Here is a 21,696-nt window from a genome sequence, read left to right on the forward strand (position 1 = left end):
TCGTTAATTAATTATAGGGGTTATTAGAAAAAATGATAAAAATCTTTTTAAGATATATTCATAAAAACCTTCCCAGTATTCCTGGTGCTCAATACCATTTTTTTTGATGCTTTTTTCTATTAAATCAGAACCGGAAAACGATGCGGGTAATGAATGAAACTGAGTAAAAAACCGTCTTTCATACGTAAGATAAAGCGGAAGAATCTTGGGTTCGGCAAAAGCAATAAATTTCGGGATTAAAGCGATTGATTTTTCAGTTCTCTCACTATTGTAGGTATATTCACTGTTGAATACAACCACAAAAGGATTGCACTGAAATTTTACATTCAAAAAATCTTTTTTAGACAGATGAAGGATACGGTTGGCTTCTGAAAGATGATCTTTCTCAAATGACAAGAGCTCATCACCGGTGAGAGGTTTCATATGACTCCTGATTTCATCTTCCATTTTCATAATCTCCTTTTCTATGGATGAATCAGAGACGTTATTTTTAGTCCAGGCGGTCTTTATTTCATTACACAGTAGTTTCATATGCGTTATATTTTTTGATTATTTTATCATAATACTCAGGGAATTCCTGCCACAGTGTTTCGGCTACCAGGCACATATTATGGGCTTCTTTTTTATGATCTCCTATCAGATGGATGAATAGAATGTTCTGTTTGTCATGAAAATCGAGCAGGCTGTTAAAATTATCCAAAGGCGTGTCCGATATAGGTAATAAAGTTTTCACTTCAATCCCTTTTTGATGGGCCATACAGGAAAACAGATACTGTTCAAAGATGCATGGGAAACAGATATTTTCACCTTTCAGATCGTTTAGAATATCTAGATTTTTATCAATAAACTGAAAGGCAGTCCGACAGAAATCCTGAAAAAAAGCGATATCATTTCCTCCTATAATTCCTGCATTATATTGAGATCCGTCTTTTAGCATTTCCGAATCGGTATCAAGGACTTCCGGAAGAAAAGCCAGCTGTTTTTTAAGTTTTTTGAGATTATATTTATGATGCCCGTTATTCCGCTCAAAAGATTGGGCAACGATAGGTGCATTGTGAAAATCATCAAGAGGCTTGCAGATAAAAGCATCATTATCTACATGAAAAAAAGGTTCATTCTGTAAGGAATATGTATAAATTTTCCCGAGTGCCCAAAGATGGCTGTATTCTCCGTATTTTTCCGTAAGATCATCGAGGCATACGTGAACTTTTGTGTACGGTAATTCCAGCAGATCGATAAGCAGTTCTTTTCCAACGTTATCCGTATACAGCTCTACCTGATCGTAGAATTTTTTTGCTCTCAGAACACTAAGGGCAAATGTCATATACTTGTTGAGATTGAGTTTAATAAATTCTCTCTGATTTCTGGTAGAGAGGTCAGGATGTGACCAGTAGCTTTGTATTATTTTCATGGGTTATTTTTTCAAAATCTATTATTTCATCACAAAACTCATTCAGATTATTTCTGTGTGAAATAATCATCAGTATAGCATGCGGCAGTTTTTCTCTTATACTTTGAATGATGCTGTATTCCAAATTGATATCCAGGGATGCGGTAGCTTCATCAAAAATGATGATATCCGGCTGCTTATGAAAAGCCCTTGCTATGGCAATCCTTTGTTTTTCCCCATCAGAGAGCATACTGCCGCTGAAGGTGATGGTTGTATTTTCTCTGTCAGATAATTTATTCACAACTTCCGACAGACAGCTCATACGAAGGACTTCTTCAATGTCTGTATTTTCTTTTTCTTCTGAGCCATAGCGGATGTTGTTGCTTACCGTATCATGAAAAAGCTGGTTTTCTTTTTCAATAAGCGCTGTGATAGAGTAAAGGTTCTTCACCTTCTCGAGAGGAATATTGTTGATGTAAATAGCTCCGGAATCACTTTTTACAAATTTCATTATGAGATTCGCCATGGTGCTTTTCCCAATTCCGCTTTTCCCTTTTATGCCATAGGTTTTTCCTTTTTTGAAGGTATAATTGAAATTGTGGAGGATAATTTTATCATTATATTGTACTGCGATATCTTTTAGGACAATAGACTGGACTTGCTCTATTTCTTCTCCTGAAAAGTCATTTTCACGGGTCGGGTCAATATTATCATAAATCCTCTTCATAGAAACCTTTGACTGGAAAAATTCGTTTACGCCCACGGCAAGAGCAATAATAGGAGCGTATATTCTGTTTAAATACTGGATAAAAGCAATCAGCGTCCCGATTGTCAATACCTTAGAATAGATCAGTTTTCCTCCGTACAACAAGACAATCAGAGGACCTATTGCGATAAGGAAAGTGGTAATGTTCGAACTGATTCCGTTCCAGTAGGTATTTTTCACAGCATGGGCTCTCCACTGATCATGATAGGTGTTAAGAGTCTGGATTTCGCTGGGGAAAACATTATTGCTCTTTAATACTCTGATGTTTCGAATCCTTTCTAAGAAATAATTGTAAATATTTCCTTCAATATCTACTAATTTCAGATAGCTTTCTTTTATTTTCCCTTTTAATAGAAAGGTATTAATGATCACAAAAGGAAAAATGACAAGGCTTATCAGGGTAAGATTGACATTAAAATAGAACATCACGCTTATAACTCCCACTACGACCATGACATTATTAATATAATTCAAAAGAGTCGATGAGAAAAAGTTCTGCACTTTGTCTACATCATTCGTAAGAAAATAAATAAGTTCTCCCGTCTTGCTTTCCTTAAAAAAAGACGTCTCTTTATTCAGTAAATTTTTATACAGGATTCTCCGTATGTCTGCAACGATTCTCCGGCTTACATTCACATATAAAATACCTGAGTAAAAAGCCAGCCCTATTCGTATGATATAACAGGCCAAAAGCACGAGAATGATTTGAACCAGATCGTTATACGTTCCGTGAGGTATCGTTTTATCGATGATAATTTTCAGCGCATAAGGGGTTACTAATGATAAGCCATTAGTAATGGTGAATAATATGATCAGCAAAAGGTATTGGCTGGTATATTTTTTAACGATATGGTAATAAAATTTAAACATTTATGATAGGAGAATTTCGTCAATTTTATTGCGTAACATTACATAAGGTATATTTTTAGGAGGTACGGATACTTCATCAAAATTTTTGATATTTAAAAGATCTTTTTTTTCCGCTAAAAAGTACTGATCATCCGTATGAATATAGGAGAGACAGTCTACATACTTAAAATTCCACCATTTTAAAGGGTGATAATCATCTGTATAGGTTTGTTTACCGGTATATACGATGCATTTTTTCTTTTCTTTTCCTGCCATATGATGGAGATAATAATTGATTCCGTTGAATAAATGCGCAAGACCGGTGCAGGGCGACAGTAATCCGTGTACATAATCTGAGGCCATAAGGGCCATTTCTTTTCTTAATTCCATCTTTCCCGGAAAAATAATGCGGTTGTAGGTGCTGATATCCAAAACGTTTTCAAGTGTGTCCTGTACCGTCAGATCATGGCCAAACATCAGAACTTTATATTTTTTCTCCTCAGTAAGCCACTGAATAATATTCAGCAATGCGGCACCATCAATCATTTTTTCAGATTGTGAGGCGGCGTTGTTAAGGGCAAATACCTTGTCGTTTTTTTCTACTCCGTGTAATTCCAGCCACTGATTTGCAAAATCAATTTCTTCGTTTTTTATCTCAATATTATTATAGTATTTTTTGTTGTACTGCAGCTGATCCTTAATGTCCGGAAACGGGAAATATTTCGCGAAAGAGATGCTTTGCAGTCCTTTTATCTTTTCACTGTTTAAAGGGAAAGTATAGGTTAAGATATTTTCTTTTTTATTGCCTGTCAGGGCTTTTACATCGAGATAGAGCAAATACTCAACAACAACTAAATCATAGGATTCAAAATCAATGTTTTTAACAGAGGAATTATAAAATTGTACGTTTTCAGGTAATGAAGAACTAAAGATTCTTTTTATTTCTGAATAATTTTGCACACCCGTGATGTAGATGTCTATATTTTTAGGAAGAGCATTGATCCGGTTTAAAATATGAAGCTTCTGATTCAGGTCATAATACCAAAAACAGCTGTCTCCAATGAAGAACCTTTGATTAAAATCACAGATGATACAGATTTTTGAAATTTTTTCTTTTTCCAGTACGGGTTCAATGCTTTCTGAAGAAATCGCAGGACCCATTTTCTCTACCACACTTTGAACCTGCTCATTGATCATTTTTAAATCAAAAACAGTATTATTTTCTCTTATATACACAGAAATGCTGGGAAACAGTAAATTAGGATTCGATTTATTATTAAAAAAATAAAAGGAATTGAGCAGTTCTCTTTTGCTGCTTAATGAAATAAAGTCTGCCTCCAGTTTATAATGCGCCATTGTGATATCATAATGATCCAGTAAAGCCTCATCAAAATAGTTTTTATGCACTATGTTTTCTGTTTCTATAGCTCCGATGCTAGAAATGATGGCAGAAAACACCTTATCATCACGATCGATAAGCGTTATTTTATCCTGCTTAAACATATGTAATACCGCAATGAACTGACGTATAATATCAAGATCCCAGCTGCCTTCTTTGAAAAGGCAGTGAAAATCCAGCAGTATTAATATGTTTTTTTTCAAAATGATTCAGGGTTTTAATTGGCTTTGATCAAAACAGATCCTGTACCTCCTTTAGAGCTGATCTGCACCACAAAACTTCCGCTATAGTCCAGTGAGATTTCTTTTTTTGAGTTTCCGCTTAGTTCAGTACTTTGTAAAAGCTGTTTGTTTTTGTTATAAAAATTCAGTTTTACCTTTTCATTATTCAGCTGGTACTCTATCGCAAATTTCTTTGTCTGAGATTGGCAGGGTACTTCAAACTCCTGGGTTTTGCGGAGCTTTACAAACTTCATTCTTAAGCCGCATTCTGTGATTTCGTTTTCCCACTGATTCTGCTGATCAATGAATGATGTGCTGAAAAAGCACAGGAATACTACCGTAATTACTGTCGTCAGATGTCTCATTTGTTTAGTCTTTTTTGTTGTTCTTCGTTTGTATTGTCAAACTGTTCTCTTTGGGTGTTTTTTTTGCCGTAGTTAAAATTATACGTCATACTAAGCGAATAAAATGTAGTAGGCAGCCTGTTGATGATGTTTCTTGTAAAATCACTTTCCGAAATATTAATTTTGATTTTTCTTAAACGAAAGGGATCTGAGGCATCAAAGCTCAAAGAGAAAGCATCATTAAAAAAGGACTTTCTCAAAGTGAAATTCAAACTTTGCTGGCTTTCCAGGAAATATTTGTTCCACAGTGATTTGCCTTTATAATCATAATTGATATCCAAATAATATTTCGAAGGAAGGGTAAGCTTGGCCGATAAAGAATAATAAGGCGACAGTAAGGTTATTTTTTCATTACCGGTCATTAATTCCTTATAGCTGTTGCTGGTGAAAATATTAAGTTTAAACCATTTTGTAATATCTACCGGAATGAATACGTTCCAATACACTTCCTTTTCTTTATTTAAGTTCGCGTAGGTTTTATACGTGATATTTTCTATCGGATCTAAATAATATACTTCATTGATCGCTCCTTTTGTGGTGCTGTATCCTACATCAAAAGAATATTTGTTGTTCAGCAGGTAAGAGATCTTATAGCTGTTTTTAAAGAAAGGCATTAATGAAGGGTTCCCAACATTGATAAAACGGGTATCTTCAATATCTTTAAACGGATTTAACAATTGAAAAGAAGGACGGCTTATCTTTCTGTTGTATGACATATTGATGTTGCCATTCTTCAGATTTTTCTGAACAAATACGGAGGGGAAAAAATTCCACCGGTCCGCCGAGATTTTATAATTTGAAAAATAATCCTCTCCATTGTATTGTGTATGCTCCAGTCTTCCTCCAGCATTGAATATAAATGACCCTATTTTACCCTGATAAGATGAATACATTGAAAAAATACGCTCTTTATAGGTATAATTTGAACTTTGATACCGGCCTGAATACTCAATTTCATTTTTACTTGTAGAGGAACTGTATTTTGTGCCTAGCTGGATTTTATTATTTCCATTCAGTACATAGCTGAGATCGGCATATCCTATATGCAGATTGATATCAAGTGGATTATTGATGGAAAGAAGATCCGAAGGTCTTCTTTCCGTATTCACATCTGTAAAATAAGAAGATGCTATACCCGAAAAGGAGGTGTTGAAATATCCGATATAGTTATACCCGGCTTCAAGCTTACTTCCCAGCGTATCCAGTTTGTTCTTATAGCTTATATTGAATAAATGATTTTTTACATTGATTTTTTTATCATTACTGATATAATCCAGGGAATCCATAGCATTACGGATATAGGCCAGATCCGTTTTTCCTGATGAGGTGGTTTTATTGATCGAGTAGGTGTAATCGGCGGCTAAAACCTGTCGTGACGACAGTTCATAATCTATTCCGAATTTAAAGTCATTATAAGTAGGTTTTTCTATATATTTCTCTTTCTGAACAGTTGATAATCCGGAACTTAAATAGCGCTGGGTTTCATCATTGTCAGAGTAGCTTTTGCCAAAATAATTATTATGACTGATGAAATAGTTCAGCTTATTCGTCTTATAATTAAGGCCGAACCCGGAGGACAGACTTGTATATCTGTGCTGCTGGGTGTTTTGATAAACATATCCGCTCAGTCCGTAATTATAATTTTTTTTGAGAATAATATTCACCACTGCGTTTTTTTCATCCCCTTCAAATTCAGCTCCTGTTTCTGAAGTAAATTCAATTTTGTCAATGGATGCAGAAGAAACGCTCTTCAGATAGTTCTGCAGCTGGGCTCCGGACATTCTTACTTTGGTCCCGTTGATGTATACCGATACCCCTTGCTGCCCACGGTACTGTATACCATTGGCTATATTGGCGTTGACACCCGGAATCACATTCATCAGGGTGTATCCGTTGTCCCCGGATTTATAGATTGAATTTGAGATATTAATGGTTGTTTTATTAAGTTCTCTTGTGATAAATTTACGTTGAGAGGTTATGACAATGCCTTCAATAGCCGTTTCCTTTTCAGCTTTTACCAAAAAATCCAGCTGCGTATTTTTTTCCAAAGTTATATTCCTGAACTGATCCTGTTTTGGATACAGGACCTGAAGGATATAATTTCCCTTGGGTATGTTTTTGAAAATATACCTTCCGTCGCCTGCTGTCGTAGCGTTGGCAACAATTGAAGAATCACCCTTTGCTCTCAGAAACAGCGGTGTATCTGAAATTGTATTGGATGATCCGTCTGTCACAGTCCCTGAAACAGAGTATTGGGCATGAAAGGATATTCCCAGAAAAAGGAAACAGAAAAAGAAGGATTTAGGCAATTTTTTCATTCACATGATTCGTAACCGCATTGATAACATTCTCAAATGATTCGAAGAAGGAAATATCCAGTTCTTCATCATCAAATTCTATATCAAATTCCTCCTCCAGATAAGTTACAAACTGTAAGGTAAGCATAGACTCAGAAGGCAGCATTTGAATTTTTTCTTCATCAGTAAGATCATTAAATAACTGATTTTCACCAGTGATTGTTCTCAGGATCTCACTTACTTTTTGTTCTACATTGTCCATCATAGTTCTAAGTTTTTATAACAGTATTTTATAGCTAATGTGTATCTCGGTACTTTGCATATTCTGGATGGAAGGCCTCCTTTGTGCTCCACATCTCCATTGAAAACGATAAATCTTCCCGGCTTCGGAAGAACACAGAATTTTGAATCTCCTTCAGAATAAAAAATAGTTTCCCCTTCATAGTTTTTTTCCCAGTATTCGTTGATGTAATAAAGGATGGTGATGTCTCCGCGCCCGTCAGGACAGTCTCTGTGAGGAAACTCCACATCTCCGTAAAGAGACAGATTGATATAGGCCCTGAACACCTTGTAGTCCTGAGAATCTTCAACAAATTTTTCAAGAAGTTCTTTAGATTTTTTCCCGAGAAAAGTGGTGTTTTCAAATTTTTCAGGCTCAAAATTCACAACATATTTTGGAAACTGATCCACCTGAATGCTTTTTTCTGTTCTCGCATAGCTTAAAGAAGATGCAAATTTGTGAAATGAATTCACCTCGTTTTCCGTCAGTATATCATCAATGATATACACATTTTTACGATCTATTATTTCCTGTCTGAGTTTCATAGATTTTTTATTTTTAAGTGAGTCATTCCTGTGGAGATAATACTGTTGATGAACTTTTTATTATTGGAGTTCTCAGATTTTGCGAAATACTGTTTTACATTTTCATAATTGGTCTCATTCATAAAATTTCCGGTGTAGGCCAGCGAGGCTTCCAGATTGATGACAAAATGAAAAGTGTCACTTGGAACATACATCATTTCTCCCGGATTCTGAACCGCAATAAAAGGCTTGATGCTTCCATTCATAAGCGTTTCAATATGATCAATCCCATACTTTTCTTTATGCTCTTTAATAATGGAATTATACGCTTTCGGATAAATAAACCACAGCTTTTTACCCTTCAGCAACAGCAGCCAGGAATTGAATTTCCAAATGTCTGTATGGATATTGGTAAAGGTGTTTTTGTTTCCGTAGTAAAGCCATACCAGCTCCTTTTTCTCCTTTTCCGTAGGGTAGGATTTATACCAGCATTTAAAAAGGCTCGGGTAATCTATTTTAAAGTCCAGATCCCTTATATTCGTTTTAAGATAATATTCAGTCGTTTCTTTCAGGAAATAGTCTTCTAAAGACATTTTCGCTTCTGCTTTTCCTGTCGTGGAATCAAAATTCCATTCTTTGGAATGAAACTTTTCATCCAATTCTCCGAAATTGACGCTTTGGTGCAGATCATTGAATCTGGATTTCAGCAGTACCGGAACTTCAGGATAGCCATATTTTATTTTGAATTCGGATTCTGTAAGATCCGATGAGTTATTGATTTCTATTTTGGGCAATAGGTCCTTTATCTGGTCAAAAAAAATAGTGTAATCCATGGTTTTTATTTTTTAAAATAGTTTTGAATCTGCCTGATGATCAGATCTGAGTTTTTTTCATCTTTTATATCAATAACCGGTCTGTTGAGCTTCTCTGTGAAAAAATGTAATCTTTCTTCATACTCTTCCGGTGAAAGCTTGACTTTTAAAGTGATCCCTTTTTCATGCTTTATCACCCAGGGGGTAAGACAGTAAAAAAGCACTTCGCAAAAGTTGTAAGACTTTACGGCAGAGGTTGTTTTCTCTATAAAATCGAGGGTGTCGTCCGGACTGATTGTACAAATAAGGGCATCAGGATAAAAAGCATTTGTATAAATCAGTTTTTCAGGAAGTTTACTGGCATATACCGGATATTTCGGAATAATTCCACTTTGTATTCCTGTAATGAGCACATCCGGATTTTTTTTCTGTTTTGAATAGTTTTTTAAAGCATTAATAACATGATACCATTCTTCAGCATCTATATTCACCGAGCTTTTATGTCCGAACGGGAAAACGGAATCAGCACCCAAAACAGCACCCTGAGGCTCTGTTGAAATAAATGATACCCTGTAATTATTACGCTCAAGAATCTTTTTCACCTGCAGCTGCGTGGTAAATTTCCCCTGTCTGCTATTGGTTCCTATGACACATATCGAAGGGATTGTGGTTTCAAAAGAGGAAGAAATATTGGCATAAATCTTCTTCTTTATCCTGTTATCAATATGCGTTAAAAAGATCTCTCCTGTATAGTCTATATTTTCGTTTTTAATAAGCGTTTTAATAATATCCTTTACCGAATGATCCCACAGAATGAAATTTTTATTTCTTCGCAGACACTCTCTGATGAGATTCAATCCGAAGAGCGTATTCACTTCATCCTTTAAATCATTAAAATATCCTGTTATAAGGGTGTCGAATAGAGAAAAATCATCTTCTTCAAGTTTTTTCTTTAACGGAATTTCGCCCGTATTTTTTTCTTTATTGATGATGTTTCTTGGTGTATCTATAATTAAAGACACTTCATACTCAGCATGTTCTCTGTTTTCGATGATGGACTGTATTTCTTTCTCATCAAATGGAAACAAAGCTGTTTTCTTTATCTTTTCTGAGGGCTTTAACAGGCTGTCTAATGCTTTAATATCTTCCTTAATGTATTCTCTTATACTTAATAAATTACGGGTTACTGCGGTATCGTGCTTGGTTAGGCTGAAAATACTTTCATCAGAATTGTCTTTAAGCCATTTTTTAAGATCCGGAATTGTTTTCCATTCATTTCTTGTATAGGCATTGCAGACAATTCCTGTAATATGGGCCGTCGCAAGGCTGGTTCCTACACTGAATGCAAAAGAATGATCAGGAACGGCCACTCTCTGAAATCCTCCTTTAGCGATAATGTCAAAGTCATTATTAAGCACTTTAAACTTTTGCTTTTCCTTGATATACCCTGTCCCTATTGAAAAGGTAGTGGAAAAATTAGCCGGAAAGCACTGTTTGGTAGCATCATAATAGTTGGCCGCAAAAATAGGAATTCCTTTTTCGTGACAGGTATTGACTGCTTTTTGCATTCTTTCAGGAATGATTTCTGAATTAATGCCCATGCTGATATTAATAATGTTTACATTACTTTCTATCATCTGAAATATGGCTTCCGTCAGAAGATCTTCCGAAATGAAGCTGTTGTGGGAGTCCAGTTTGATAACGTATATACTGCATGACTTTAAGTGTGAATTAATGATAGAGGCTATACCCGTACCATGTCCTTTATGGTCACTGAAATCTTTGTTTTTTGTAATAATATTGCCCTGGGAATCCTTAAATAAAGTAATCCCGTTGATGGTGCACATTTTAAGTCTTTGATGGGTATAGTCTACTCCCGTATCAATAATACCGATAGTCATAAATCTTTACAATGTTTATTTTGCAGAGTGTCCTGTGTTTTCTAAAGTAAATACCTGTGGTCGGGAAATAGTTTCCGGAGAGTACAGCATGTTGATATACTGTTCTTTAAGGTAGTCTTCCAGTTTGTATTTCCACGAGCTGCATACCGGGACATTAGCTTTTATGGCTTCGTGTGAGCAGGTTATGGTATCACAGATAGGCAGAATTTTGCAATTGGTGCATACCTCATTGTGACTGAATCTGTTAAACGAAGAATGTTTGGTGAATTTTTCAGCATTATAGCCGTCAAATACAGAGGCAGGTGCCTGAGAATCATCGTGAATGGTTTCCCAGCATTTATGGATGTATCCGTTAGGATCTATGGTCATACTTATTGGAGACGCCCATGTGGCACAGGTGGTCTGATAGGTAGGGAGATCCCATTTTAATTTTGACTTTATTTTTAGTTCTGTACGGTCGCTCCATGCATTAAACCTGTTCATGATGTTTTTTCTGAAACTCATTTTAAAATCAAAAAATTCATCCAGATTCATTCTTTTGTCCAGTTCTTCCTCTGAAGTATCGATCTCGTCGTATGTTCTTAACCACGCGGGGTCAAAAGAAACTTTCCTGAATCTTTGTGGCCAGATCCCGAAACCGTTCAGGTCATCTAAAAACTCGTCTATGGAAGCCGCAACTTCTTTATCAACATTTACCCTGATCAGGAAATTTATTTTTGACTCAAGTGGAACTTTAGAAAGGTTTTCTAAAATAACCTCGTAATTCTTTTTGTTAACCTGTTTTAAAGGTCTTTTTTTATCGTGGGTTTCTTTGGCTCCGTCTATCGTGATCTGTACATTGTGTACCTGGCAGTCTTCAAGAATTTTTATGTTTTTTTCCGTCAGATAGATCCCATTGGTAATGATATTGGAAACATAGGTGAGATTGTGTTTCCGGGCCACCTCTGTGAGGCTTACGGTAAGATCCTCTATTGCTTTTACGTTAATCAACGGTTCACCTCCATACCAGGTTATGGATAGGGTTTCAATATTTTTTCCGGATTTTAAAATTAAATCTTCGATATAGTCTTTGATCCCTTTTTTTACCTTATCGTCTTTTAAGGTATGGTTAGGTTTTACAAATTCAAAACAGTAAGAGCATCCCATATTACAGGTGATGGTAGTGCCAATCGTAAGGTTAATGGTCTTGGCAAACTTATATTGGTTCTCATCCGTATAACGGGAGAATAATGTCTTTATATCTTTATCATGATCTATTAAATATTCTTTATCGTATAAATAAGTAATAAGTTCATTGTGTTTTTCTTTTTGATCATCGTATTCAAAGAAAGAATACTGGCTTTTTTCCAGGAGAAACTGTCCGCTTTCGAAATTCAGTATTTCCAGTCCGCTCGTAAGAGAATTGTATAATATAATCTGATTTTCTTCTTTAACGGGAATAAGAAAATTGTAGGGATTTGTTTTGAGTTTTAAAATCATAATTATTAGAATTAAAGATTTAACAAGCTAAATATTGGTCAATAAAATCAATTATAGAATACTTCGTTGGATCGCTTTTTATAGCCCGTTCCATCACCATAATCCTAATGAAGGGGCATAGAAATAGGGCTGCTTTGCGCCGTCTTTCCTGCTCCTGTAAATTAAATAAGTTGGTATCTTGACAAGAATAAGAAAGAGGCATTTAGCATTGCTAAATGCCTCTGGACCTTTTTAGAATAAGATATCTGTATCTTCTGTAGTATCTCCGCTCCCTTTAGCAGCATTGTAACCACATCCGAAAGATTCGCATAAAGCTTCAACCTCGTTAGACAGCATAGTGTCGATTGGAGTTGGCTTTACCAATTCTGTTTTTTCTAATTCAATTTGTACGTTTTGTACGTTTTCTGGAGTGTTAATTTCTGTTTTCATTTTTTAATTTTTGAAATTTGTTAATAAAAGTTTATGCTTATTTCGAAATAGCCGTTATTAAAACCTTATCCTCATAAGGCTGCAGATCTTTTACATTTTTGATATTCACATGAATATCCGGTTGTATTCCTTTTCCTTCGATACTTTTTCCGTCCAGCATTATTTTACTTCTGCTAAAAGCATTGGTTCTGAATTTAATATGGTTGTTCTTTTCTAAAAAAACTTCATACAGAACCGAAAGAGCACCTGCCGTATTTTCTATCCCAATGATTTTCACATTTTTCGAGTACTTTTTTAAGTTGTACGCAATCAGCTCAGAAACACAGGAGGTAGATTTATTCACGAGCACTCTTATTTCCAATTGTGGAGAGATCCCGAATGCCAGTTTCTTATCATCAACAATCACCTGATCGATGGTATCCGAAAATTTATCTTTGAGCTGATAATAAGTGAATTCACTGTTGATAAACTGAGACAGAATCTGCGCACCTATTAAAAAATCTCCGCCACCATTATTCCGCAAATCCAAAATCAGTTTTTTTTTGTTTTTAAGCTGCTCTTTACTAGCCATCAACTCATATAATGATTCCTTATCAATATGCTTCAGCTTCAGATAAGCTATACTGTCTCCAATGGTTGAAAACTGTGTTTTTTGAGTGAAATTGGAGGGAACTTTATACGTGTTATGATGAGCGTAATCTATTTTTTTTCTCTTTCCGTTTATATCTTCAATCTCTAATTTTGTAGTGTCATTCGGTGCCTTTTTCAGTAATTCATTGACCTTTTCATCAGAGAGTCTTTTTATCCTTTCTCCATCGATCGCAATAATCGTTTCTCCCAAACTCATTTTTTGACCTAAACTGTCATCCAGAATTCCGGAGATTTTATAAGCCCTGCCAATTTTATAAATCAGGATGGGTGTATTTTTATTTTTAGACGGGCACTCATTGTCTTTTACAGAAAAATGAGGATCGTTAAATTTCGCACGAAAATAACTGTTGAGCTCTGAGATATAATTACACACGCCCTTAGCCGTATCTATAGGCTTATTAACCTGTTTGCCTATCTCTCTTTTACCATAAAAAGGATAATTTTTTTCGATAACAGCGGTAAGATGATCCAGGTCTTTATAGATAGATCTGTTTTTATCTTTCAGCCCAAAATAGAGCGTGCCTTTATTGTCTTCCTCCTTATCAAATTCGGGGTAATATTTATACAGCCCATAAGAATCATATGGTATTCCCAGCCTGTTCCCAGACAGCGTATTCGGTGTAAATTCTTTTTTATTGATTGTAGTATACCCCAGAAATACATTTTTTATTTCACAGACAGCACCGTCATTATTTGCTTTAATGACTTCTGCATCAATGCTTCCAATATCTTCAAAAGGAGTGTCAATTTCAGTTATTCCGTCTTTAGGCGAAATACTGAGGAGAACTTTTTTACTTTTTACATCGGATAAAGCAATCTGCTTGATATTCTTAGTCAGTAATTGAAATTTTATGTTTGGCTTTCTGCCCAATGTAGGAATAGTATTAATGTTTTTGTCTAATACAATAGTTTTTTGATTAAGTAAATTAAATGTCCCTCCGTTGATGTTGAAATCTTCTACGCTTGGGATATTGTAATTGGTATATCCTGACTTTAAATAATATAATGTATCGGTCTTTTTTTCAAGATAAGCGAAACTGTTTTGAGAATACCCAAACGATGATCGAAACAGAAACAGAAGTAAAATAAAATTCTTGACCAAAGTATTCATAAAAACAAAATAAATTTTTAATCAGCATAATTGAATCAGTTCCCAATATCCTAATGAATATCGTAATGTTTGACGTTTTTTCTTTACGTCTGAACATCGATATTGACAAATGTAATAAGATAAATCAATTGGAAGGGATTTTTTTTATTATGTTAAACTCAGTATTTAAAGGGCTACTGAGATATTTATTAATTCATTATTTAATTTTAATAAATCAATCGGATGTGATATAATTGTTTTTTGAAAAAGAAAAATTAGAGTTATTTGTTTTTAATGTCAAAGAAAAGAGTGATTGATTTTTTTAACTAAAAAATGGAAATAATAATATTTTAGAAATCATTTTCACCTAAAAAAATAAGAGATTTCAATAATTAGAATTATTTGTTTTTTTTTGAATATCTGAAAGGGAATCGGGAAATTTCTGAAGCAAAGAAAATTTATAAAATGGAGGTTTTTTTTCGTCTTTATTTCTACTATTTTTTTCTATTAATTGAACATAGTTTATTTTGGATAAATCCTGTTAAATGTTCTTAGTTCGGGCAATAAAATAGGTGTATAGGATTGGGCAGACAGATAAATATTATTTCACCATGTGGTGTGGTAGGTCGCGGCCAGTGTTGCGAGTCTGATTATCTTTGAAATTTAATAGTAAAGATTTTAATTTTTAATTATTACAAATAAAAATATAACTCATGAACATATTTTCTACGGATTTGTACTTAAAATCAAACGGACATTCAAGCTCTCATTATTTGTAAAAGCTAGACAGATGGGATGCTCAACATATATTATTACAATTGAATATCAGTTATCGAAATTTTGAATCGGTTATAAATATTTGAAAATCAAATTAATGTTAGATTTGTATGTACCGTATATAAACTTGTTTAGTTTTATTATATTTGAGAAAATCAAAAAGTTAAAATGTTTCTTACTGAATGTCCTAGAGATGCCATGCAGGGTTGGGGAGAATTTATCCCTACCGGCAAAAAAATAGATTACATCAACTCTCTGATGGAGGTTGGCTTTGATGTATTGGACTGTCTGAGTTTTGTTTCCCCGAAAGCAATTCCACAGATGGCTGATTCTGATGAGGTTGCCGAAAATATTGATAAATCTTTATCCAATACAAAGGTTTCCGCAATCATCGGAAATTACCGCGGTGCCGAAAAAGCTCTAAAACATCAGACGGTAGATATTTTAGGGTTTCCGTTTTCTATTTCGGAAACATTCCAGCACAGGAATACCAACAAAAACCAGGAAGAGGCTTTTGCTGAGATCATTAAAATGCTTGAACTGGTTAAAAGTGAAGGAAAACAGCTGAATATTTATTTCTCCATGGCTTTCGGAAATCCGTATGGCGAAATGTGGAAGTGGGAAGATGTAGATTTCTGGGCCAAAAGGTTTTCAGAAATCGGAATCAAGGATGTGCTTCTGTCTGATACGACAGGGGTTGCAACTCCAGAAACCATTGCGCTTTTATTCGAAAAAATTCCGTCAAAATACCCTGAAATCAATTTCGGAGGACATTTCCATAACCGGTACGAAGATTCTTACTCAAAATTGAAAGCGGCTTATGATAAAGGCTGCAGAAGATTCGACAGTGCTATTAAAGGTATTGGAGGCTGTCCTATGGCCAAAGATGATCTGGTAGGAAATATGCCTACAGAACAGGTTATCAATTTTATGAGCGTAGAAAAAGCAGAACACAAACTGAATCTGCTGAATTTTGAAAGCTCATATAATAAGGCGAAGGATATTTTTCATTTTTAAATAAAAAATAAAGCTCGCGCAGATAAGACAGATAAAGCTGATAGAATTGTTTTTAAAGCATAAAAATCTGCATAATCTGTGCAATCTGCGAGACAAAATAAATCAATAGGAGCGGGTTTTAACCCGCTCTCCTGTATTAAAAAATCAACCGGCTTTAGCCAAAACCTATCATTTAACCCAAAAATCACCAACAATGTCACCCATCATCTCATCATCCGAATTAAAAAATCTTTCAGCTGAAAACCTCATCATCCTTGATGCCAGAGTAGGAAAAGATATCCATCAAACTTACCTTGAAAAGCACATCAAAGGAGCCCGTTTTATAGATCTGGATAAAGATCTGGCTGAGATTGGTGAAGATGCGGCTTTTGGAGGAAGACACCCGCTTCCTGATATCACAAAATTTGCTCAAACGCTTTCAAATCTTGGCGTTTCAGAAGATTCCCATGTCGTGATATATGATGATAAAAACGGAGCTAATGCAGCAGCAAGAGCCTGGTGGATGTTGAAGTCTTTCGGATTTAAAAATGTTCAGGTTCTGGATGGGGGAGTTCAGGCTGCTGAGAAAAGCGGATTAGAATTTTCATCTGGCGAAGAATCTTTTGAAAAATCTTCTGTCGTTAAAAGAGAAAGTTGGCTTCTTCCGGTTAAAGCTTTAGAAGGTGTTGAAAATGAACTACTAAGCCATTCTTCAACAGTGGTCGATGTAAGAGATGCTTACCGTTATAATGGTGAATCTGAACCTATTGATCTCGTAGCCGGACACATTCCGGGAGCCATCAATATTCCTTTTTCTGAAAACCTGGATGAGAACGGAAACTTCCTGAAACCTGAAGTTTTAAAACAAAAATATACAGAATTTTTAAAAGATAAACCTCAGCATCTTATCATCCATTGCGGGTCTGGTGTGACGGCGTGTCATACTATTTTAGCCCTGAATTATGCGGGTTTTCCTATTCCGGATCTTTATGTAGGCTCGTGGAGCGAATGGAGCAGGAGGGAAGGAAAGGAGATAGCGAGAGAAGTTTAAAGACAGGAAGATGGAAGCGGGAGGCTGGAAGTTACTGGTAGCCTTATCTTAAAAATTTTGTCATTTATTTATGGTAGTTTGATTTTAAACTTTATGATGATTGTTTTTTAGTCCCGCTGATTGAGCTGATGGAACAGATTCATATTCTCGCTTAAACATTAAGGTAATTGAATAGAACAAGAATAGTTAAGAAATCATAAGTTAAAACTGCTGAGAAACACCAGCCACAAGGTGGCGATTTAACCCAAGATAGGATGCAGTCCTATCAGAATCTCCAGTGAATCATACTTCGCTCATCTCATTAATGGTTTGAATTTTTTCTCTTGCATATGATATGGATTAAGCAGATTAAAGAAGTAAAAATCTGCCTCATCTGATTCATCTGCGTGAAATTTTAAAACACGTAAGGGATATTCATTCCCTTCATCAGAATCAATGATATTGCTTCCCTTTATAAAACATTACAAAAGAAAAACGTATTTATATAAAACAGAAAAACCCGGAAATTTTCCGGGTTTTGTATTGTATTTGATGTAAACAAGAAGTTTCATATGGAAAGAAGAGTGATTGTATGACGTTCCAAAACCTCCATCCTCCTGCTTCCATCTTCCTTACCTCAATTTAAAGCATTCCTAATTCGAATTTTGCTTCTTCACTCATCATATCCTTGTTCCAGCTAGGCTCGAAAGTAAGCTCTAAATCTACGCTTTTCACGCCTTCCACTTCTCCTGTCTTGTCTTTTACTTCCTGTGGCAGAGATTCTGCAACCGGGCAGTTTGGGGTAGTAAGGGTCATGATAATCTTTACATCGCCCTCCTCGGAGATCTGTACATCATAGATGAGGCCTAATTCGTAAATATCTACCGGAATTTCTGGGTCGTATACGGATTTTAAGACCCTGATGATTTCCTCACCAATGTCAGCAATTTGATCGTCTGTAAATTTCATTTTTTAATCTAGATTGATATTCCTTTTCAACAAATCTTCCTGACGCATCCGCCGGAAAACATTTGCCAAAGTTAAGACATCTTTTTCACAATAGTTCACAATTCGTTCCAAGTCTTTTTCTATGTAGTAGATTGATGAAACCATTGAACCGTCTATATCATCTTTGGGCGTGGGAATTCCGAAGACATGAGCCAGCAATTCCAGGGAAACAAAACTTTTATAATCCCCGAATTTCCAGAGCTCCATGGTGTCGATATGCGGGATTTCCCAAGGCTTTTTTCCAAACATCTGAAACGGAACCGGAGGCTGCATTCCATTGATGAGGAAGCGTCTGGCGATCCATGGAAAATCAAACTCTTTTCCGTTGTGGGCACAGAGAATAATGTTGTTCAGCCTTGGACTGTTGAAGAGCTCCCCGAATTCCTGAAGCATTTTTTTCTCATCATGGCCCGAAAAGCTTTTAATTTTTAACTTGTCATTCTTTTCCACCATTCCGATTGTGATGCAGATTATCTTTCCAAACTCGGCCATAATTCCTGCCCGGTCATAAAATTCTGCAGCGGTTACCTCATCTTTTCTCTGAAATCTGGTTTTCTTGTCCCAAAGTTTCTGTTCGGTTTCAGGAAGCTCGTCCCACGAACCGGATCCCGGAACGGTCTCAATATCAAGGAATAAAACTTTTTCTAATGGAATGTGCTGTATCATATGTGTTTGTGTTTTTATCCTACCTGCATTCCGTTTTTTACCGGAAGGGATGGTGCCAAAAGCGTAACATCTTTCTTATCTTCTCCATAAACGCCCAAAACCAGACATTCGCTGAAGAAATTAGCGATCTGTTTTTTGGGGAAATTCACGACAGCCATTACCTGTTTTCCTACAAGGTCTTCTTTCTGATAAAGAGAAGTGATCTGTGCTGAAGACTGTTTAATGCCAAGGTCTCCGAAATCGATTTCCAATTGATAAGAAGGGTTTCTTGCTTTCTCAAAATCATTGGCGGAAACTATGGTTCCGCATCTTATATCTATTTTCTCAAAGTCTGTCCAGGATATTTCCGGTTTTATCGTCATGATAATGAATTGATTAAGTGTTCTACTTCTGTTTTTCCTTCTGCATATTTTTGTTGCAGTTCTGATCCTTCGCCCATTCTTCTGTAATATTCCAAGGCTTTATTTCCAAAGAATTTTTTGTGAAAATCCGAAACTTCCGGAACCTGCGGAAAAACTTTATGGAAAAGCATTTCATAATACGCCTGGAATTCCCGCTCATTTTTATCTTCAATGACTTGTCCGGGAGCTTTTTGCCGTACATGAAGCATTTCGTGGGCCACCATATTCAGGACGAGATTGAGATCAAAATCAAATAAATTCCTCGGGATCATTACTTTTTGAGGCCCTCCCAATTCTCCTTCAGCCGTTAAAAGCATAGAGGTAGGCGAGAGTTCTTCCCTAAAACCAAAACCGGCAAAATTTTCATGTTCCAGTTCAAAAGAATGGATTAGAAATTTCGCGGCATCCAGGATCTGGTCGTGTTCTTTGTAAGCCTCAAGATGTAAATTGATCTGCTCGAAATTCATTCAGAATATGTTTTAAACAAATGTATTAAAATATTGAAAATTTTGGTAGTGTTTTGAAGTGAAAGAATAGAAGAGATTTTTATTGACAAAATTGAGTGCTAGATACCAGAATTCAGTTGCTTGTTCTTAATTTTTTGAAGAATTCAATTTTAATATAATGTAGTTTTATTCTTTTTTGAATATTTTCTTTTTTTATATTTTTAAAAATTATTTTCTTACATATGAATACAGCCTTACAGGTAATATTACTCATAATTATATTTTCAAATTCAATTTTTGTGATGTTGGAAAAAAACATATTCCCTTCCAAAATTTTTAAATTAAACTGGGTCATTGCATTAGTAGATATTTTAGTAATCTTCTTCTTTTTTAAGTTAAATGAATCTATAATTCCTTACATCGTATTTACAGTAATTATTGTTATATCTGGTTTAGGGTTTAAGACTTTTGTTAAAGGTGATAATAGACAACGATTGATAAACTTTTTCGTTTATTTTTTACTCTTGCTTTTAACGATACTTACAGTTGGTGTTATAAAAAATCTTTTATTTGATTCCTCCACAGCTGATTTACATGTTAAAAGTTTTAATACTGAAAATAAATACATTTCTCTACAATGAAAGATTATATTGATAAGCCACAGGTTTTGAATTGATAAAAGACACTTTTGAAAAAACAAAGAGTTTTCGTTGGATTTTTTAAACGATGAAACTTAAAGATACTTCACAAAAACAGTGTACATAAAAAAAGAGCCTGGACTTGGGATCAGGCTCTTCGTATAAAGAAAAAAAATTGGTTAAGGATGCTCATTTCGGGCTTTGATCACGAGATTCACGAGATCTGAACCGCCGCTCGCAAAGTTTTCACTTGGATTGTGGGCACTTTGGGTAGCTACAGCGTAAGGAATACCATCCCAATATCCCCAGAATGGTCCGCCGCTTTGTCCTGGCCAGATGTCTGCTTTGTGGCTCATGCTTTCATTGTCATCAGCACTCCAGAAATCACCATCTAAAGCAATGTCTGTTTGGTAAGTAGGTCTCTGTCCACCGGTTAAATCTCCCGGATAACCCGCATGAGTCCAGTAAGGTTTTCCGTCCCATGCATCGGTGTAGGATTTTGCACCCATCCAGCCTATGTTGTCTCCAATACGTCGGTCCAGGACAATCACGACATAGTCATATTGAATTTCCGTAGAATCAATGGTAGGTCCGGCTACTTTGTATTTGTAATAAGTCAATGTTCCCCACGCGCTTCCGTATGGAGCACTTCCGTTGTAATACATTGGTGTAAATTTTAACCAGCCAGTGCTGTTGTTAGCCTTCCAGTCTACGATATGGGCGCAAGTAAGAAGATGTCTCGGACCGATCATCACTCCGCTTCCTGAGCCTAATGCGCTTTCTACTTTTCCTACGCATCGCCATGGGTAAGCCGTAGAATTATATACTTTTCTCTGATCGGGACCGAATATAGTTTTTACCCCTTCTGTGGTTAGGAAAGATTCTCTTTCAATGAATTTTGGTTTGCGGTCTTTTTTAGCTTCCAGTTTGGGCTGATATTCAAAATCTGAATGAGTAGGATAGAAGTGATCGGTTTCAAGGCCTTTTCCTTCTGCTGCCTTTTCATTGGCAGATATTCCGACTGTTTTCATTCCTTTTGGGTAAGACCGTCCGTCAATGGTTTCCATGGCAGGTCCCTGATTGGTCGTTTTTTCGGCATTCGCCAGTTTTTCGGTTGATTTTGCTTTAACGGTTTTAAGTCTTGACACTTCTTCCGCCGTCATTGGTTGTGTATTTTCAGTTTTAGACATGATTATTGAGTTTTTAATCAGTTTTTCCTACTCTTTGGATGGCTTTTCGGAT

Annotated in this window: 21 protein-coding genes; 3 read left to right on the top strand and 18 right to left on the bottom strand. The window is 35.7% G+C overall.

Annotated features, from left to right (window positions below; genetic code table 11):
- Window positions 1-3: 3 nt before the first annotated feature.
- The 13 genes from BUA72_RS18290 to BUA72_RS18350 form a co-directional block, all read right to left on the bottom strand.
- Window positions 4-531: a hypothetical protein gene (locus BUA72_RS18290; protein WP_047451133.1), complete on the bottom strand. Its 528-nt coding sequence runs from the start codon at window positions 529-531 to the stop codon at window positions 4-6.
- Window positions 515-1,411 carry a DUF6734 family protein gene (locus tag BUA72_RS18295; RefSeq protein WP_072924449.1) on the bottom strand — a complete coding sequence of 299 codons (897 nt, stop codon included), beginning with the start codon at window positions 1,409-1,411 and terminating at the stop codon, window positions 515-517. The genes BUA72_RS18290 and BUA72_RS18295 overlap by 17 nt, the downstream gene beginning before the upstream one ends.
- Window positions 1,377-3,026: an ABC transporter ATP-binding protein gene (locus BUA72_RS18300; protein WP_072924450.1), complete on the bottom strand. Its 1,650-nt coding sequence runs from the start codon at window positions 3,024-3,026 to the stop codon at window positions 1,377-1,379. The genes BUA72_RS18295 and BUA72_RS18300 overlap by 35 nt, the downstream gene beginning before the upstream one ends.
- Entirely contained in the window at window positions 3,027-4,607 is a 1,581-nt protein-coding gene (locus BUA72_RS18305; protein WP_072924452.1) for a glycosyltransferase family 9 protein, read from the bottom strand.
- 14 nt (window positions 4,608-4,621) lie between these two features.
- On the bottom strand, window positions 4,622-4,990 hold the full coding sequence (locus tag BUA72_RS18310) for a hypothetical protein (protein ID WP_072924453.1): 369 nt from the start codon (window positions 4,988-4,990) through the stop codon (window positions 4,622-4,624).
- On the bottom strand, window positions 4,987-7,347 hold the full coding sequence (locus tag BUA72_RS18315; protein ID WP_072924455.1) for an outer membrane beta-barrel family protein: 2,361 nt from the start codon (window positions 7,345-7,347) through the stop codon (window positions 4,987-4,989). Before BUA72_RS18315 ends, BUA72_RS18310 begins: the two co-directional genes overlap by 4 nt.
- On the bottom strand, window positions 7,331-7,591 hold the full coding sequence (locus BUA72_RS18320) for an acyl carrier protein (protein WP_047451121.1): 261 nt from the start codon (window positions 7,589-7,591) through the stop codon (window positions 7,331-7,333). The genes BUA72_RS18315 and BUA72_RS18320 overlap by 17 nt, the downstream gene beginning before the upstream one ends.
- Complete coding sequence (locus BUA72_RS18325) at window positions 7,588-8,151, bottom strand: FlmC family 2OG-Fe(II) oxygenase (protein ID WP_052202346.1); 564 nt, start codon at window positions 8,149-8,151, stop codon at window positions 7,588-7,590. The genes BUA72_RS18320 and BUA72_RS18325 overlap by 4 nt, the downstream gene beginning before the upstream one ends.
- The gene (locus BUA72_RS18330; RefSeq protein ID WP_047451117.1) at window positions 8,148-8,963 is read right to left on the bottom strand and encodes a JmjC domain-containing protein; all 816 of its coding nucleotides are present in this window, start codon (window positions 8,961-8,963) and stop codon (window positions 8,148-8,150) included. Before BUA72_RS18330 ends, BUA72_RS18325 begins: the two co-directional genes overlap by 4 nt.
- 5 nt (window positions 8,964-8,968) lie before the next feature.
- Window positions 8,969-10,843 (bottom strand): S8 family peptidase, encoded by a 1,875-nt coding sequence (locus tag BUA72_RS18335; RefSeq protein ID WP_072924456.1) that lies wholly within the window; start codon window positions 10,841-10,843, stop codon window positions 8,969-8,971.
- A 15-nt stretch (window positions 10,844-10,858) separates the two neighbouring features.
- On the bottom strand, window positions 10,859-12,322 hold the full coding sequence (locus BUA72_RS18340; RefSeq protein ID WP_072924458.1) for a FlmE/OhkG family radical SAM/SPASM peptide maturase: 1,464 nt from the start codon (window positions 12,320-12,322) through the stop codon (window positions 10,859-10,861).
- Window positions 12,323-12,553: 231 nt separating this feature from the next.
- On the bottom strand, window positions 12,554-12,751 hold the full coding sequence (locus tag BUA72_RS18345; RefSeq protein ID WP_047451111.1) for a FlmA family RiPP peptide: 198 nt from the start codon (window positions 12,749-12,751) through the stop codon (window positions 12,554-12,556).
- Window positions 12,752-12,788: 37 nt separating this feature from the next.
- Window positions 12,789-14,513 (bottom strand): S41 family peptidase, encoded by a 1,725-nt coding sequence (locus tag BUA72_RS18350; protein WP_072924459.1) that lies wholly within the window; start codon window positions 14,511-14,513, stop codon window positions 12,789-12,791.
- A 924-nt stretch (window positions 14,514-15,437) separates the two neighbouring features.
- Between BUA72_RS18350 and BUA72_RS18355 the strand changes: the two genes are divergently transcribed.
- Both BUA72_RS18355 and BUA72_RS18365 read left to right on the top strand, forming a co-directional pair.
- Window positions 15,438-16,286 (top strand): hydroxymethylglutaryl-CoA lyase, encoded by an 849-nt coding sequence (locus BUA72_RS18355; RefSeq protein WP_072924461.1) that lies wholly within the window; start codon window positions 15,438-15,440, stop codon window positions 16,284-16,286.
- Window positions 16,287-16,479: 193 nt separating this feature from the next.
- Window positions 16,480-17,316: a sulfurtransferase gene (locus tag BUA72_RS18365; RefSeq protein WP_072924464.1), complete on the top strand. Its 837-nt coding sequence runs from the start codon at window positions 16,480-16,482 to the stop codon at window positions 17,314-17,316.
- A gap of 621 nt (window positions 17,317-17,937) precedes the next feature.
- On the opposite strand, the gene BUA72_RS18370 is transcribed toward BUA72_RS18365, so the two are convergent.
- Genes BUA72_RS18370 through BUA72_RS18385 form a run of 4 tightly spaced genes read right to left on the bottom strand, consistent with a single transcriptional unit; the run spans window position 17,938 to window position 19,837 of the window.
- A complete protein-coding gene (locus BUA72_RS18370) occupies window positions 17,938-18,264 on the bottom strand; it encodes an SUF system Fe-S cluster assembly protein (protein WP_034724315.1) in 327 nt (108 codons plus the stop codon).
- Window positions 18,265-18,267: 3 nt separating this feature from the next.
- Window positions 18,268-18,969, bottom strand: a complete 702-nt coding sequence (locus tag BUA72_RS18375; RefSeq protein WP_072924465.1) for a 3'-5' exonuclease — start codon at window positions 18,967-18,969, stop codon at window positions 18,268-18,270.
- A 14-nt stretch (window positions 18,970-18,983) separates the two neighbouring features.
- A complete protein-coding gene (locus BUA72_RS18380) occupies window positions 18,984-19,331 on the bottom strand; it encodes a tRNA-binding protein (RefSeq protein WP_072924467.1) in 348 nt (115 codons plus the stop codon).
- Window positions 19,328-19,837 carry a hypothetical protein gene (locus BUA72_RS18385; protein ID WP_072924468.1) on the bottom strand — a complete coding sequence of 170 codons (510 nt, stop codon included), beginning with the start codon at window positions 19,835-19,837 and terminating at the stop codon, window positions 19,328-19,330. Before BUA72_RS18385 ends, BUA72_RS18380 begins: the two co-directional genes overlap by 4 nt.
- Before the next feature lie 221 nt (window positions 19,838-20,058).
- Here BUA72_RS18385 and BUA72_RS18390 point away from each other — a divergent pair, with 221 nt between their 5' ends.
- Window positions 20,059-20,457, top strand: coding sequence for a hypothetical protein (locus BUA72_RS18390; RefSeq protein WP_072924470.1), 399 nt, complete (start codon window positions 20,059-20,061; stop codon window positions 20,455-20,457).
- Between the two features lie 176 nt (window positions 20,458-20,633).
- Here the strand turns inward: BUA72_RS18390 and BUA72_RS18395 are convergent, their stop codons facing one another.
- Complete coding sequence (locus BUA72_RS18395) at window positions 20,634-21,644, bottom strand: trypsin-like serine peptidase (RefSeq protein ID WP_052202345.1); 1,011 nt, start codon at window positions 21,642-21,644, stop codon at window positions 20,634-20,636.
- Window positions 21,645-21,696 lie beyond the last annotated feature (52 nt).

Source organism: Chryseobacterium sp. OV279, assembly GCF_900128945.1.
GTDB lineage: Bacteria > Bacteroidota > Bacteroidia > Flavobacteriales > Weeksellaceae > Chryseobacterium.